General features: G+C 70.7%; 15 protein-coding genes. 7 read left to right on the forward strand and 8 right to left on the reverse strand.

Annotated features, from left to right (window positions below; translation table 11 throughout):
• Positions 1-444: 444 nt before the first annotated feature.
• Complete coding sequence (locus tag H4N64_RS01660) at positions 445-837, forward strand: VOC family protein (RefSeq protein ID WP_186280168.1); 393 nt, start codon at positions 445-447, stop codon at positions 835-837.
• Between the two features lie 2 nt (positions 838-839).
• Here the strand turns inward: H4N64_RS01660 and H4N64_RS01665 are convergent, their stop codons facing one another.
• Positions 840-1,022: a hypothetical protein gene (locus tag H4N64_RS01665; protein WP_186280170.1), complete on the reverse strand. Its 183-nt coding sequence runs from the start codon at positions 1,020-1,022 to the stop codon at positions 840-842.
• 182 nt (positions 1,023-1,204) lie between these two features.
• Entirely contained in the window at positions 1,205-2,125 is a 921-nt protein-coding gene (locus H4N64_RS01670) for a DMT family transporter (protein WP_186280172.1), read from the reverse strand.
• A gap of 21 nt (positions 2,126-2,146) precedes the next feature.
• Between H4N64_RS01670 and pdxR the strand changes: the two genes are divergently transcribed.
• Positions 2,147-3,694 carry a MocR-like pyridoxine biosynthesis transcription factor PdxR gene (gene pdxR / locus H4N64_RS01675; protein WP_222108379.1) on the forward strand — a complete coding sequence of 516 codons (1,548 nt, stop codon included), beginning with the start codon at positions 2,147-2,149 and terminating at the stop codon, positions 3,692-3,694.
• Positions 3,695-3,723: 29 nt separating this feature from the next.
• Here the strand turns inward: pdxR and H4N64_RS01680 are convergent, their stop codons facing one another.
• The 6 genes from H4N64_RS01680 to H4N64_RS44340 all read right to left on the reverse strand — a co-directional run bounded on the left by H4N64_RS01680 (position 3,724) and on the right by H4N64_RS44340 (position 9,757).
• Positions 3,724-5,745, reverse strand: coding sequence for a S1 family peptidase (locus tag H4N64_RS01680; protein ID WP_186280176.1), 2,022 nt, complete (start codon positions 5,743-5,745; stop codon positions 3,724-3,726).
• 533 nt (positions 5,746-6,278) lie between these two features.
• Positions 6,279-6,479 (reverse strand): hypothetical protein, encoded by a 201-nt coding sequence (locus H4N64_RS01685; protein ID WP_186280178.1) that lies wholly within the window; start codon positions 6,477-6,479, stop codon positions 6,279-6,281.
• Positions 6,480-6,520: 41 nt separating this feature from the next.
• The gene (locus H4N64_RS01690) at positions 6,521-6,733 is read right to left on the reverse strand and encodes a hypothetical protein (RefSeq protein ID WP_186280180.1); all 213 of its coding nucleotides are present in this window, start codon (positions 6,731-6,733) and stop codon (positions 6,521-6,523) included.
• Between the two features lie 86 nt (positions 6,734-6,819).
• Positions 6,820-7,011, reverse strand: coding sequence for a hypothetical protein (locus tag H4N64_RS01695; RefSeq protein ID WP_186280182.1), 192 nt, complete (start codon positions 7,009-7,011; stop codon positions 6,820-6,822).
• Positions 7,012-7,072: 61 nt separating this feature from the next.
• A complete protein-coding gene (locus H4N64_RS01700) occupies positions 7,073-7,252 on the reverse strand; it encodes a hypothetical protein (RefSeq protein WP_186280184.1) in 180 nt (59 codons plus the stop codon).
• Positions 7,253-7,279: 27 nt separating this feature from the next.
• Positions 7,280-9,757, reverse strand: coding sequence for a cyanobactin maturation protease PatG family protein (locus H4N64_RS44340; protein WP_222108380.1), 2,478 nt, complete (start codon positions 9,755-9,757; stop codon positions 7,280-7,282).
• A gap of 278 nt (positions 9,758-10,035) precedes the next feature.
• On the opposite strand from H4N64_RS44340, the gene H4N64_RS01720 reads away from it, so the two are divergent.
• The 5 genes from H4N64_RS01720 (at position 10,036) to H4N64_RS01740 (ending at position 14,925) form a co-directional block, all read left to right on the forward strand.
• Positions 10,036-10,755 carry an AfsR/SARP family transcriptional regulator gene (locus tag H4N64_RS01720; protein ID WP_186280186.1) on the forward strand — a complete coding sequence of 240 codons (720 nt, stop codon included), beginning with the start codon at positions 10,036-10,038 and terminating at the stop codon, positions 10,753-10,755.
• Between the two features lie 355 nt (positions 10,756-11,110).
• Complete coding sequence (locus H4N64_RS01725) at positions 11,111-12,181, forward strand: type III polyketide synthase (RefSeq protein ID WP_186280188.1); 1,071 nt, start codon at positions 11,111-11,113, stop codon at positions 12,179-12,181.
• A gap of 31 nt (positions 12,182-12,212) precedes the next feature.
• The gene (locus tag H4N64_RS01730; RefSeq protein WP_186280190.1) at positions 12,213-12,770 is read left to right on the forward strand and encodes a cupin domain-containing protein; all 558 of its coding nucleotides are present in this window, start codon (positions 12,213-12,215) and stop codon (positions 12,768-12,770) included.
• Positions 12,771-12,775: 5 nt separating this feature from the next.
• A complete protein-coding gene (locus H4N64_RS01735) occupies positions 12,776-13,933 on the forward strand; it encodes a DegT/DnrJ/EryC1/StrS family aminotransferase (protein WP_186280192.1) in 1,158 nt (385 codons plus the stop codon).
• The gene (locus H4N64_RS01740) at positions 13,930-14,925 is read left to right on the forward strand and encodes a class I SAM-dependent methyltransferase (protein ID WP_186280194.1); all 996 of its coding nucleotides are present in this window, start codon (positions 13,930-13,932) and stop codon (positions 14,923-14,925) included. Before H4N64_RS01735 ends, H4N64_RS01740 begins: the two co-directional genes overlap by 4 nt.
• Positions 14,926-14,961 lie beyond the last annotated feature (36 nt).

Consider the following 14,961-nt stretch of genomic DNA (forward strand, 5'->3'; position numbering starts at 1 on the left):
TTCCGTGACGCGGCCCGTGCTGCCCTTCCTGTCGAGGTGAACCACGGCAACGGTGTTGGTCATGTTCTGCACCACGTAGAGGGTTCTTCCCTCAAGGAGCATCCCGTCGCCGAAGGTCAGGTCGTCTCCTCCGAGGTCGACCGCGGTGGCGGCGCCGGTGGCGGGGTCGACGCGGAAGAGCCGCCCGGTGTTGGTCTGCACGACGAGCAGCCCATCTCCGTCCGGCGTCCGTGTGATGCCGTTGGCGTTGAAGCGTCCTGGAAGGTGATGTCGCCGCTGAGCGGTATGCGTTCCACGTCGGCCTGTGAGGGGAGGGTGCCTCGGCGGCGCGGGTGAAGTTGGCGCGATCATCCGGACGCCGCCCGCGCGGCGTGTGTCCGGCCGCGGCGCCTGGGGTGTGCCCTGAGACGTCAGTACGGCTCATCCGTGAAGGAGACACACGGCATGTTCGGACAGTCGAAGGCGTTCAGCGGCTTCTCCGTCGACGACCTCGATGAGGCCCGCCGGTTCTATGGTGAGACCCTCGGTCTCCAGGTGGAGGAGTCCGGGCAGGGGGACATGCGGATGCTGACCATCAAGCTCGGCAGCGGTGCCCAGGTGTTCGTCTACCCCAAGGACACGCACACCCCCGCGTCGTTCACGATTCTCAACTTCCCCGTGGACGACATCGAGGCGGCGGTCGGTGACCTGGAGCGGCGCGGCGTGACGCTTGAGCGCTATGCCGAATTCGACCATGACGAGAAGGGCATCGTCCGGGTCGGCGATGGCGGCCCCGCGGCGATCGCGTGGTTCACCGACCCGGCCGGGAACGTCCTCTCCGTGCTCCAGGAGACCTGACCTCAGCGCCGTCGTCCCCAGGCCATGGGCATGCCCGGCCCGAGTTCGGCGAGCCGGTGCGAGGACAGGTAGCCGAGGGCCTCCTCGACGGTGGCGGAGTCCACCCGGCCGCTCGTCTCCAGCTCGGGGCGCATCCGCTGCCAGGTCCGCGACCAGAACCGGGCCAGCGGACCGTCGGCGACCAAGGGTGGGCAGTTCGGCGGCGACCTCGGCCAGGCCTTCCTCGCGGAGGAAGTGCGGGTACGCCGGTACACCGGAGATGTCGGTGCCGATCGTCGTGCAACGGGTGCCGGAGCGGGAACCTCCGTCAGGCGCCCGGATCGCCCCATCCTCGACTTCGGTTGATCTGTGGCGATGTGTACGGTCGTCATGCCCGGGTGCGCAGCGGTGCCTTGGCGAGTGCCCGAGCCGACGCGGTAGCGCCGCGCGGCCGCAGGCCGGCGACCAGGCCCACGATCACCACGGCGATGCCCAGCCAGACCCACGGCCCTGGCATGCCGGTGCCCGACACGGCGCTCGCCGCCGCGGCGAGCGGGGCGATACCGGTGAGCAGTCCGGCTCGTCCGGCGCCCGCGGAGCGGACCGTCGAGTACCACAGGACGAAGGCGACCGCCGTCACCATCAGGGCCAGGTAGCCGGCGGCCGCCCACTGGGTCCCGGACATCTCCCGCGCCGCCGAAGGTCCCTCCAGCGTCACCCCGAGAGCGGTCAGCATCACCCCGCCCAGCCAGGTCGTGTGCAGGGACACTCCCCACGGGCCGTGCCGTCGCAGCACCGGCACCGCGAGCAGCGTGAACGCGGCCTCGCAGCCCAGTGCCAGCGCCGCCCAGGCCACCCCGACGGCGTCGGTCCGCCCGGTCCCCTCGACCAGCACCGCGCCCGCCATGACGACCGGCGCCGCCAACAGGACCTGCCGGCTCGGCCCGCGCCCCTCCAGCAGCGGGCCCACCACCCCGAGGACCAGCGGAACGCACGCCACCGCGACGGCGACCACCGCGGGCTCCGCATGGGCGACGCCCCGCACCACCGCCACGTTGAACAGCACCAGACCGGTGACCGCGATCCCGGCCAGCCACAGCCACTCCCGGCCGCGCGGCCACACCGGACGAGCACCGGCGAGCCGGGCGATGACCAGGAGGATCACCGTCGCGGCCAGATACCGGACGGCCTGCGTGGTGAACAGCGGGGCATCGACGAGGGCGTGCGAGACGGTGACGCTGCTGCCGACCAGCGCCATGCCGATCATGCCGGGCACGAGCTGGGTGAACGAAGCGGTGGGTGTGTCCATACCGTCCACCTTGGCCGCACAATGGACGCCATGGGCAGGTCCACAGAGCCCCCCGTCGAGGGGTCCAAAAACTCGCATGCGGAGACGGACGCGGCCGCCGTCGGCTCGGACTTCCTCCAGCTGGACATCGGCCAGGCACCGCCCGGAGGGCGCACCGCCTGGCTCGCCGACCGGCTGCGGTCGGCGATTGCCGACGGTCGGCTGCCCGTCGGAGCACGGCTGCCCGCCAGCCGAGTGCTGGCGCAGGAGCTGCGAGTCACCCGGGGCGTGGTCACCGAGGCCTACCGGCGGCTCGCCGAGACCGGTCAGATCGCCGGTCGCGGCCGGGGCGGCACGGTGGTGGTGGCGGCTCCCGCCGCGCCCAGCCGTCGCGCCGGCGGCGAGGCGGAACCAGGGCCCGCGCTTTTCGGCGCGGCCGACCGCGAGGGTGCCGTCGACATGCTGCGCACCCTGCCCTGCCGTATCGATCTCTCACCCGGCGTTCCCGACCTCGCCGCCTTCCCCCGCACCGGCTGGCTGCGCGCCGAACGCGCCGTCCTCGCGGGCGTCACCCCTGCCGACTTCGGATACGGCGATCCCCAGGGCGCGCCCGCACTGCGTCGCGCCGTCGTCGGCTGGCTGGCCCGCAATCGCGGCATCCGTGCCGACCCGGACGAGGTGGTGGTGGTCGCGGGGGTGGCACAGGCCCTGAGCCTGCTCGGGCGGCTGCTGCGCCAGGACGGGATCCGCCGTATCGCCGTCGAGGATCCCGGATCCCTCGGCGCGCGCCAGCAGTTGGAGTACGGCGGTTTCACCACCGTCCCCGTCCCCGTGGACAGCGGTGGCCTCGACGTGGGTGCGCTGCGTGCCAGTGGCGCTGGTGCGGTGCTGCTGACGCCGGCCCACCAGTTCCCCACCGGAGTCGTCCTCGACGGGGAACGCCGTCGCGAACTGCTGAGCTGGGCGGCCGAGGGCGGGGTCGTCATCGAGGACGACTACGACGCCGAGCACCGCTACGACCGTCCGCCGGTCCCGGCGCTGCGCTCGCTGCTGCCCGACGGCGTCTGTTACGCGGGCAGCGTCTCCAAACTCCTCGCTCCCGCGCTCCGGGTGGGCTGGCTCCTCGTACCGCCGGGCCGACGGGACGCCGTCGTGACCGCCAAACGGTACGCCGACCTCGGCAACGGCATCCTCACCCAGCTGGTCCTCGCCCGGCTCATGGACTCGGGCGAGCTGGAACGGCATCTGCGCCATGTCCGGCAGCGGCACCGGCGGCGCCGGGACGTGATGCTGCGAGCCATCGAGACGCACCTGCCCGGCGCCCGCGTCCACGGGGCGGCCGCCGGACTGCACCTGATGGTCACCTTCGACGCCCCGCGTGCCGACGCCCACGGCGGCGGCTTCCGCGACACCGACCTCGCCGCGGCAGCTCTCGCCCGGGGAGTCAAGGTGCACCCCCTGTCCTGGCACCGGATCACCCCAGGCCCGCCAGGCCTGGTCCTCGGCTACGCGGCGGGCCCCGCCCACGAGATCGACGAGGGCGTCGCGGCCATCGGCGAGGCGCTGCGCGCCCTGCACCTCGGCGAGTGAGAACCGCAGGACCGACGGAGTACGGCCGGTCAGCGCAGGGCGCGGCCGATCGGCCCGGCCACGTTCGCGTGGCCGAGGTACTCGGCGATGTTGTGCGCCCTGTCCTTGCCGTTCATGACGTCCGGCTGGTCGACGCTGCCCCAGCGCCGGTCGCGCAGCGGGCAGCCGATGGCGACCGCGTCCGCCGGGGACCAGGCGTTGAGCCAGGTACGGACGTTCCCGGGACGGTGGGGACGGCCGGTCAGGAGCCGGCTGTTGACGGCGTCCATGCCCAGCGGGCTGCCCACGGTCACCAGCACGGCCCGATCGATCCCGGACGGGAGTCGGCTCATCAGATCGACTCCTACGACGGTGCCCAAGCTGTGCGTGACGAAGACGAGTTCGCCGCTGTCCGGCATGGTCGCGGACACGGTGTCCAGCACGGTCTCCCGGACGCGCGGGTCGCTCAGATACCTCGCCACGTCCCGGAAGACCGCGTCGATGGTCCACTCGTCGAGGTCCGATCTGGCCGCCACCCAGCCGAGCGCGCGCCGGAACGTGCGCACCACACCGTCGAGCCCCTCCTCGGCCGCCACGCCGTCCTGCCCGTCGCAGGTGCCCTCCGGCATGCCGACCCTGGCCGCCGCCTCGAAGAGCATCTGCTCGTACGCCTTGGTGTCCTGAGCCGGCGGGGCGCCGCCGAGGGACTCCTTCGCGCCCATCAGCTCGGCCAATCGGTCGCCGTAGTACGGGAACCAGGCGTCGGCCGGGTCGAGGGTGGGCAGGCCCGCGGCGGTGAGGCCCTTGTTGAGCCCGGCGGCCCACTCGCGGCGGAGCGCCTCCGGGTTCTTCCCCTCCTGGCTCCTGCCGTGCAGGTACACCAGGTGGCGGTGGCCGCCGAAGGCGCCCTCCCGGGCGCGCAGGCCGGTCGCCGCGGTGCGTTCGGCCGCGGCGGGGACGGTGGGTCGCATGAGGGCGGGAGCCGTGTGGGTGACCGCTGTCGCCTCGTGGGGCGTGGGGCTGCCGAGCCCCGACTCGGGACCCATCTCGGCGAGCAGAGCGCGCTGTTCGGACGTCGGTCGCAAGGACGCCACATGGCGCAGGACGGAGCTGATGCGCACACCCTCGTTGGCCACCCAGGACAGGGTGTCCTCGCCGTCGCTCGGCTGCCACACCGCGCCGTCCCTGCGCAGCGGCCGCCCGCTCGCGTCCGTCTCCGGCACGCCCATGTGATGGAGGGCCACCACCTCCCACTGGTCGTTGAAGACCGGGGAGCCGGAGTTGCCCGGCTCGGTGTCCGTTCGGTAGTGCAGGAAGTCGTCCAGCCGCGTGATCAGCCTGTTGTCGCGCAGCGCGATCTCCTTGAGGCGGCCGTTGGGGTGGCCGATGACGTTCACGAGCTCGCCGACGACCAGCTTTCCGGTGCGAGCGCTGAGGCGGTTCCAGCCGAACAACTCACCCGGCGGTACACCCCCGTTGACCGGGGCGAGCGCCACCAGTGCGAAATCCAGCGGCTCATGGGCGAGGAACGGGGCGTCCGGGGCGAACTCGACGCGGACGACGTCGTCGGGTGCGTTGTCGATACCGATCTGCGCGTCGAACTCCGCGAAGCAGTTTTTGGCGAACTCAGTGTCCGGCAACACATGGTGATTGGTCATCAGCAACTGAGGGGAGACCAGGAAGCCGGTCCCGAGAGGTAGTTCCCGGCCACCCTGACGCAGGGTGATGCGGGCGACCGTACGGGCCGCACGGGCTCCGCGGGGCAGGAAATTCGCTGCCTGGAGGTCGTTGGACAGGCCGATGATCCGCTCGTGGGCCTGGGGGAGATCCAGCGGTTCGGCGTGGATCTGGGCGACGACGGCGGTGGCCGGGACGCCGCCCCGGCTGAGGATGCGCTCGGCCCGGGCGGCCAGCGCCTGCGGTGTGTCGGGGAAGGGCACGCCCTCGGCGGTCCGCGCCTCGGCCTGCTCGCGTGCCTTCGCCGACTCTCGGTAGCGCCGGGCCGCGTCGGCTACTTGGCGGCGCTGTTCGTCGTAGGACCTCTCGACCTCTGGCATGTCGATCGTGGACATGACTTCCCACCTCCGTGGGTTTACGGGTACGCAGCGGCGGCACGGGGCCGGGGTCTCCGGCGCCGTGCCCGCCGCCTTGATCTGTCAGCCGCCTAGACGATGCCGACCCATACGCAGGGGCCGCCGGGCGGGCAGCTCCAGCCGCGTGCGTCGCGGCCGGCCGAGGGGCCGGGGTCCGCGACGAAGTGGCCTGACCCGAACTGATAGTCCATGTACTGCCCTATTACTCCTTCGGGTTGGTCAATGGGGTCGTAGGTCCCCACTACCACCAGATAGGGCTCGTACAGGTCCCACCTGCGCTCGATGGTCGGCCCCTGGATGGGCAGATCGAGGCGTACGCCCGCCGCACCCGCGGTAGCGCTTTCCGTACGATCCGGGGCACTGCCCCGCTCGCTACGAGGTGCGCCACGGGATGCCGCGCCGCGTCGCTCGGACGACTTCTTCCTCCTGCTCGGCTCCTTGTTCATCCTGATGTCCTTTCAGCCGCCGAACCGGCGGTGGGCCGAAGAGGCCACGCCGCCGGGACGCGGAACTCAGCCGAACAGGGAGCCGATCGCCGAGCCGGCCAGGCCGAGCAGGGGCAGGATGGGCAGATTGGGCTCGACGCCGTTGGCGTCGTCCCGCTGTCCGTGGTTGCCGGCGGAGGTCCGGTCGACAGCGGGCGTCTGGTAGGGCGTCCGAAGTGCGGTGACCGGCCCGGGGCCGGGGCGCCGGGGTGTGAACTCTTCGTTCATGGCGATGTCCTCTCAGCGTGGTCCTTGCGGAACGCCTGGTCCTACAGCACGGCGTCCAGCGCACCCCGCGCAGCCTTGCCCAGTTGCGTCCACGGGATGTCCGACCAGCCCCAGTTGGCCTCGACGCCGTCGACGTCGCCGCCGTGGCCGGTCGAGCCGGCGGGGGTCCGGTCGATCGCGGGCGTCTGGAACGGCGTCCGCAGTGCGGTGGCCGGTGAGGAGGAGTCCTCACGCCACTTGTCGATAGCGGTCATGATGCTGTCCTTTCCGATCCGGATTCCGGCGGGCGGGGCACGGGACCCCGCCCGACGACGCACAAGGGGCCCTTGTGTGAGGCGCCTCAGAGCAGGAATTTCGCCGCCGTCTTCAGGATGTCGCCGAATCCGAAGTTGGCCTCGACACCGCCCGAGTCGTCTCCGTCGGCGCCCTGGGGGACGGTGGCGCTGCGGTCGATCGCGGGTGTCTGGAACGGCGTCTGGAGTGCCGTGGGCCGCGTGGGCCTCTCCTCGATGGTGAACGGCGTGTCGTTCATGGTTCTCTCCTCTCACCTGTGGGGTGGCCGACCGGCGATGGCCGCCGGACGTGTTCTTCCGCTAGCCGCCCATGGCACGGCACATGTCGCGCCGTGAACCGGTCAGGTCCGCGCACATCGACCTGGCCGCTTCCGCTCCCCGGTCCGCGGCACCGTCGGCCGGCGCCTGCCACTGGTCGCGGTGGACCGCCGGCGTCTGAAGGGGAACGGCGGGTTGTGGGCGAGGCGGTGTCTCGTACATGGCGTCTCCTTCGTAGAGGTGGGGCGGTCAGAAGCCGCCGATGAACTTGTGGACGGGCGCGAGACTCACCGGGAGCTCGTCGCTGACGTCGTAGGTGAACAGGAAGGAGAGGTTCGCCCTGCGGTCGTTCTCGGGGTCGAAGAAGGTGATCACGACGTCCTGGCAGTCGGAACCCGGACGGCAGAACGGACTCTTGGAGACCGTGATGGTGTCCAGGGAGTAGAGGTGCCTGTCGTCGGCGCCAGGCACCTGGTTGGCCGCCAGCATGCCTTCGGCCATTTCCCTGCCGACATCGAAGGCGTTGGTGCCGGCGAAGTTCAGCGCCCGGTCCGCGGAGCTCTGCCCGAGGTTGCGGAACTGCCAGTAGATCTTGTCCAGGAAGGCGCGGATGGTCTTTTCCGGATCAGGCTGGTTCTCGCCCTCCAACGTCACGTTGCGGCGCTCCAGGTCCTTCTTCAGTGCCGTCAGGACCGCCTCGACGAATACGTGTTCGTTCCAGGTGTAGAGACCGCGGCTCCTCACCTCGACCACCGGGACGACCTGGCCGGAGAACAGACGCACCGTCCGGTCGGTCAGCACGCCCGGGACCGACACCCGTGAGACATGCGCCGGGCTCTGCCGGTCCTCGACCTGGCCGACGATGGCGTCCCGGAACGTCCGATAGACGGTGGACACCGGGGGGTACGACAGCGTTTCCAGAATGCCCGTCAGCCGGGCACCCTGGTCGCTGACGGCGTTCTCGGCGTCGCTTCGCACCGCCGCGGCCGATGCCGCCCGGTCCGTGATGATCGGCTGAGTCCAGTCCATGCCCACCGGCGTCTCCGCTTCCAGCGCGTAGATCGGCGTGGCGTCCATGTTCAGCGTCCAGGTGAGCTTGTCGCACGCCCACGGATTCTTCGCCAAGTAGGCATGGAGCTGCCGGGGGTCATAGACGTTCGGCGGGATCTCCCGCTCCGGGTGATCGGCGGTGGCCTCCACGAACTGATCCGGCATCTGCTGCCGGAAGCTGTCCCTGCGGGCCTCGGTCCGGTAGTCGAAGCCGATCGTGCCGATCGCGAAGATGAGCTGGCGACCCTCTCCGTTCGCCACCGCGCCCATGTTCGCCGCCGTACCCCCGCTGGTGCGGCCTCCGCACGTGCCACCGCAGTCCGGGCAGGAGGGACGGACGCCCTGCTCCACCGGTGCAGGCGGGACCGGTGCTGCCGCGGGAGCCTCGGCCTGGGGCATCGGCGGCGCGGCGGGCTGGACTCCGGCCTGCGGGGCCGCCTGCGGAAATGCCGGCGCCGCGACCTGCTGGGGCGCCGGCGGTGCCGTGCCGGGCCAAGGGGGCGGCGCGGGGCTCGGCGCTTGGGCCTGCGGGGGAGCCGGGGGTGTCTGGGGGACCGGAGGGAGAGCCGGCGCCTGGGGCGGCGCGGCAGGCGGTGTTCCCGCGTCGGCGGGAGGCGGGGCCGCGGCCGCGGACAGACCCTCGGCCGCCTCCCCGGCGTGCGCGTGTACGGCGTTCGTGTCCATGACGATGGCTGTTCCTTTCGGTTCGGCGTGAGTCGTCCGAGGCGTCGAGGGGCCGCCGATGATGCTCACCGAGGCGCCCCGCACTCCCTGGGGGACGACCGAGCCCTCCGCCCTGCTGAGGTCGAAGGCCCGCGCGGCGGCGAGATGACCGCCGAGGAGACGGCGGCAATGCGGCGCGTCGTCCGGGGCGCACGGGGGGCGGCTCGCGGAGGCGAGGATGGCCCGGCCCGCGGCGAGCGGGTCCGGCTCACGGCCCTCGGCGATCTGCTGGGCCACGAGCAGTGCCGCGACCCCGGTGACCGCCGGGGTGGCGAAGCTGCTGCCGGTCAGTGCGGCAAGACCGCCGCCCGGAACCGCGCCCTCGATGTCCCGGCCGGGAGCAAGGACACCGTTGGTCCGATAGGCGGGACCCCAGTTGTTGATGTCCAGCGGCTCGCCTGCGGCGTCGGTCGCCCCGACGGCGAGCACGGACGGCGTGGCGGCCGGTGCCTGGAGGCAGTCGCAGCCGTCGTTGCCGACCGCCGCGACCACCAGCACCCCGTTCTCCGCGCACCGTCGAAGCGCCCGCTCCAGCATGGCCTCCGCCTTGCCGTCGGGACTGCGCTCACCGCCGCTGATGTTGATGACGTGGGCCCCCGCCTCCACGGCCTGTTCGACGGCCCGGGCGAGGTCGAGCTGTGGCACCCGGGCCACACCTCCGTCCGGGGACTCCCGGAACACCGGGAGGACGAAACCGCGGCACCGGGGCACAAGGCCGGCCACCGGAGATCCGGGCTGTCCGAACAGAAGGCTGGCCACATGAGTGCCGTGCAACGACATCGGTCCGGAACCGGCGGCATCCGGGACCAGCGTGGCCAGGCGGGTGAGATCCGCTCCCGCGAAACACGGATGAGCGAAGTCGACGGGCCCGTCGAGCACGGCGACGCTGACCGCCGGTGTGCCCAGAAGCCCGGACTCACCGGGAACCGCGCGCAGTACCGACCGGACGTCCATCCGATCCTCCGTTCCCAGATCTCGTGATTCTTTCGGTTGCGAGACCGGTTTCCCACAAAGATGTTCCGTGGATATTCGACGGAATATGAAGCTTCTATTTGTGATGCATCTCCGGGGCGTTCGAGGAGCGTTCAGAATGCGTTTTCGGTGTGTCGTGAAATTGTTTATCGGATGCCGGATTGATGATTCTTGAAGTACCTGACACGGCGGGCGTGCCTGGTCCGACGGGGTCACAGCGGTTGCAGCGGAAAAACGCGTCGAGCACAGTGTTAGCTGTGATGAACGCGGTACGTCTCGAAATCCTGGGACCATTTGAATTAATCCGCGGCGGCCGTTCGGTCGCCGTCCCGGCGGGGGCTCAGCGTCTGCTCGCGCTGCTCGCCGTGCGCGGCGAAGGGATTCACAGGCGGGCTGCGGCGGAGCAGCTTTGGCCGGAGTGCACGCCGCTGCGGGCCTCGGCCAACCTCAGGTCGGCCCTGTGTCAGAGCAGGAAGATCGGCCCCAAGACCGTCGTCGTCAGCGAAGGCCACCGTCTCGCGCTGTCGCCGTGCATCTCCGTGGACCACCGGGAGGCCTGCGGGTCCGCCCGCCGGCTCCTGGAGCGGGACGACGGGGCCACCCCCGCCACCCCCGTCGGCCTCGACCGGCTCGTCGAGGATCTTGGCCGGCCGTTGCTCCCGGGGTGGGGCGACGAGTGGCTGATACTGGACCGCGAACGCTGGGACCAGATGCGTCTGTACGCGCTGGAGAGCCTGGCGCAGCACTTCCTCGCCCTCGGCAGGTTCCTGGCGGCGCATCAGGCGGCCCTCGCCGCCACCGCCGTCGACCCTTACCGCGAGACCGCCCACCGCATCGCCATCGAGGTCCACGCGGCCGAGGGCAATGTCGCCTGTGCGGTCAAGCACTACCTGGACTACCGCAGGCTCCTGCAACAGGAACTGAGGGTCTCGCCGTCCCAGCGGATGGCCGAGCTGATCCGGGAGCTGACGTCGGCCTAGCGGCGGTGTGACCTGAGTCACCCCAGGATCTCCTTGGCGCCGACATCCCTCCCGTGTCACGATTTCCGCACGCCTTCCCTGCCCGAAAACAGCCCCGCACGGCTGTCTGGTCCGAGCAGCTGAAGTCCCCTTCCGTTGAAGGACAGGCGCAACTCGCCGTCAGCGTTCTCTGTCTGACCGGCCGCCACCACGAACGCTTCCTCCCGTAGCCCGGCCGATCGCGGCTGTGACCGGTGCTGTCCGGCAGCAACCGGGAGTGAGTGCTGCCCGCCTGACGTATCGGCGGGCCGGTCTGCCTTCAGCGCAACGCTCCACTGCCCTTGCTGTCGAGACTCTGAGGAAGTGGATCCCAGATATGCCGAGGCTATGCAAGCCGGCGATGAACGCGCCTGAACACGTCATCACCCTGGAAGAGACCCTGGAATTCGCGGCAACAGCGCACGCCGGCAAGCCGCAACTCGCCCTGGCGCTCCGGCTGATCCGGAACACCGGTGTCAGGAAGCGGCACCTCGTCCAGCCCATCGAGAAGACGCTCCACCATCCGGGCTTCGAGGCGCGCAACCGCATCTACGAGATCGAGTCCAAGAAGCGCACCCCCCAGGTCATCGAACAGGCCCTGGCCAACGCCGAACTGAGGACCCGTGACATAGACGCGATCATCTACGTGTCGTGCACCGGGTTCCTGATGCCGTCACTGACGGCATGGCTGATCAACAACCTCGGATTCCGCTCCGACACCCGGCAGATACCCATCGCCCAACTGGGCTGTGCGGCGGGCGGAGCGGCCATCAACCGCGCCCACGACTTCTGCGCCGCCCACCCGGGCAGCAACGTCCTGATCGTCTCCTGCGAACTGTGCTCGCTCTGCTACCAGCCCGACGCGGACGACATCGGCTCGCTGCTCTCCGACGGCCTGTTCGGCGACGCGGTCGCCGCCGCGGTGGTACGAGGGGAGGGCGGCGTCGGCATCGACCTGGAGCGCAACGCCTCCTACCTGATCCCGGACACCGAGGACTGGATCTCCTACGCCGTCAAGGACACCGGATTCCACTTCCAGCTCGACCGCCGGGTGCCCGGCACCATGGAGCCGCTCGCTCCGGTCCTGCGTGAACTGGCCAAGGACCACAGCTGGGACGCCGGAAATCTCGACTTCTACATCATTCACGCCGGCGGTCCGCGCATCCTCGACGACCTCGCGAAGTTTCTCGACGTCGACCGCGAGGTGTTCCGGCACAGCTGGTCGACCCTCAACGAGTACGGGAACATCGCCAGCGCCGTCGTACTCGAAGCCGCTCGAAGGCTGTTCGAGGAGGAGACCCCCGCGCCCGGTGCCACCGGTCTGATCGCGGGTTTCGGTCCCGGTATCACCGCCGAGATGGCGCTCGGAACCTGGGCGGCCGACGGCATCCCGCAGACCTTCGCCTGAACGCAGCGTGCGAACACAGGAAGCGGAGCACATGACCGACCTCATCATCCCGGCCGGCGCCGGGCGAAAGCTGGTCACCCCGGCACAGTCGGTGACCTTCAAGGCCACGCAGGAGATGGGCTCCTCCGTATCGATCTTCGAGGTGATCGTGCCGCCCGGATTCGATGTCGGGGCCCATGTCCACCAGCGCTCCCAGGAGTTCTTCTACGTCCTGGAGGGCGAACTGGACCTGCTGTGCTTCGAGCCGGCCGAGCGCACCACGGACACCTGGCACCACTGGGAGTCCCCCAAGGGCGACCGGGTCGTCCGTGCCGCCGAGGGCAGCTGCATGTTCGTCCCGCCCGGCATCCCGCACGCGTTCCGCAACGCCACCGACAAGCCGGTGAAGATGCTCTTCCAGAGCTATCCCTCGCCCGAACACGAGGCCTACTTCGAGGAGATCGCCGAGATCTGGTCGCGCGGCACCGCCGTGGACCCCGCGGCCGTGGAGGCGATGCGTCGGCGGTACGACGTCGGTCAGATCACGCCCTTGCGCTTCGAGCCGCCGTCGGTCGTCGCGATGCCCGGCCAGGAAACGAGCGAGAGGTGACCGCGATGGAACCGATTCCCCTTGTCCACGCGAGCCTCGGGGTGCGTGAACTCGCCGCCGTCGCCGAGGTGTTCGCCTCCGGCTGGCCCGCCGGACAGGGCCCAAGGGGCAAGGCCCTGGAGGCACGACTGGCCGAGAAGTACGGGGTCGGGGACGCCGTCACCGCCAGCAACTGCGGTGCCGCGCTCCACCTGGCCCTGCTCGCGCTCGGCGTCGAACCGGGCGACGAGGTGATCGTCGCCGACTACACCTTCCCGGCGCCGGCCCAGGCCGTGCGCTACGTCGACGCCGTGCCGGTCTTCGCCGACGTACGCGCCGACACCGGCACCGTCGCCCCGCAGGCGGTGGCCGACCTGATCAGCCCCCGGACGGTCGGTGTGATCGCGGTGGACACGCTCGGCATCCCCGCCGACTACACGGAACTCCAGGCGATCGCCGACCGCCACGGCCTGTTCGTCGTCGAGGACGCCGCCTGCGCGGTCGGCGCCACCTACCAGGGCCGTCAGGCGGGCGCGCTCGCCGAGGTGAGCTGCCTGTCCTTCCATGGGCGCAAGGGAGCCACCAGCGGCGAGGGTGGCGCGCTGCTCGCCCGGGACCCGAGGATCGGGGCGGACGCCCGGCTGCGCTCCTCCTTCGGCATCGGCAGCATCTTCGACCTGGGCAAGGTCGTCGGCCTGCCCATCCCGGAGTTCACCGAGATCGGCTACAACTACAAGCTGTCCGACATCGCCGCGGCGATCCTTCAGGTCCAACTGGGCCGCATCGAAGAGCTGTTGGCCCGCCGCGATGCCGTCGCCGCGCAGTACGCCGAACTCCTCGCCGACGAAGAGCTCCTGACGCTGCCGTACGTGCCCGAGGACCGTACTCATGCCTGGCAGTCGTACGTCGTGACGCTGGACGCGGGCGTGGACCGTTCGGCGGTCGCCGCCGAACTGCGTGGTCAGGGCATCGGCTGCGGACAGGGCGCGTGGGCGACCCATGTGCAGCCGGTGTTCCTGTCGGAGCAGAGGTGCCCGGTCTCGGCGGACCTGTTCGCGCGCAACCTCGCCATACCCATGCACGCGGAACTCACCTCGAACCAGGTCGAACGGGTCGCTGGCGCCCTGCGGGGCGCGGTCCGCGCGCACTCGGCGGCCACCGTGAGCGCAGGAGGGGCAGCATGACGGACAACCGGCCGACTCCGGACGGCGTACTGCGGCTGATCAACGGCTACTGGGCCACCGGCGTCGTCGGCGCCGCGGCGGGCCACTCGCTGTTCACGCATCTCGAAGCCGGGGCGGACACGGCCGCGGAGCTGGCCGAGCGCGCCGGGATCGCGGAGCGCGGCGCACAGACCCTGCTCGACGGTCTCGTCAGCGTGGGCCTGGTCCAGGTGCACGAGGGTCGCTACCGCAACTCGCCCGAGGCGTCCGCCTATTTGGTAGACGGCAAGCCCACCTCCCTGAGCAACTTTGCCAAGCTGAAGCTGAAGCACATGGCGGGCCTGGCCGCCCTGCCGGACGTGGTCCGCGCAGGGGGGCCGGTGCGGGACGCGGTGGTCGAGGTGGCCGACAACCCGCACTGGGAGGAGATCGTCACGGCCATCGCCGCGCAGTCGGTGCCGGCCGCCACGCTCGCCGCCGAGGTGCTCGGTCTTGCCGACGCCGGCGCGATCTCGATCCTCGACGTGGGCGGTGGCTCGGGCGTCTACTCGGGCATCTGGCTGGAAGCCAACCCGGCCGCCCGCTCGACCCAGATCGACTGGGAGCGGATCAACACCATCGCCCGCCGGCTGCTGGCGGAACGGGGCGTGGCGGACCGCTTCACCACGGTCTCCGGCGACTTCCACACCACGGACTTCGGCACCGCGCGGTACGACGTGGCGCTGTACTCCCACATCGCCCACCAGGAGGGGCCGGAGGACAACATCGCGGTCTTCTCCCGCCTGCGCACCGCCCTCAAGCCCGGCGGCGCCCTGGTGGTCTGCGACTACCTGGTCGACGACGACCGCAGTGGTCCCGCCTTCCCGCTGATGTTCGCCGCGGAAATGCTGCTCAAGAGCAAACAGGGCGGCACCTGGCGGCGGTCCGACTACCAGGAGTGGCTCGGCAAGGCCGGCTTCACGGAGGTCTCGTTCCACTCCGCGCCGCCCGCCACCTTGGTCATCGCTCGCTAGGCCGCGACACCCCGAACGCCCATCGTCCACCGCAAA

Origin of the sequence: Streptomyces cupreus (genome assembly GCF_014257025.1) — a bacterium.
Taxonomy (GTDB): Bacteria; Actinomycetota; Actinomycetes; order Streptomycetales; family Streptomycetaceae; genus Streptomyces; species Streptomyces cupreus.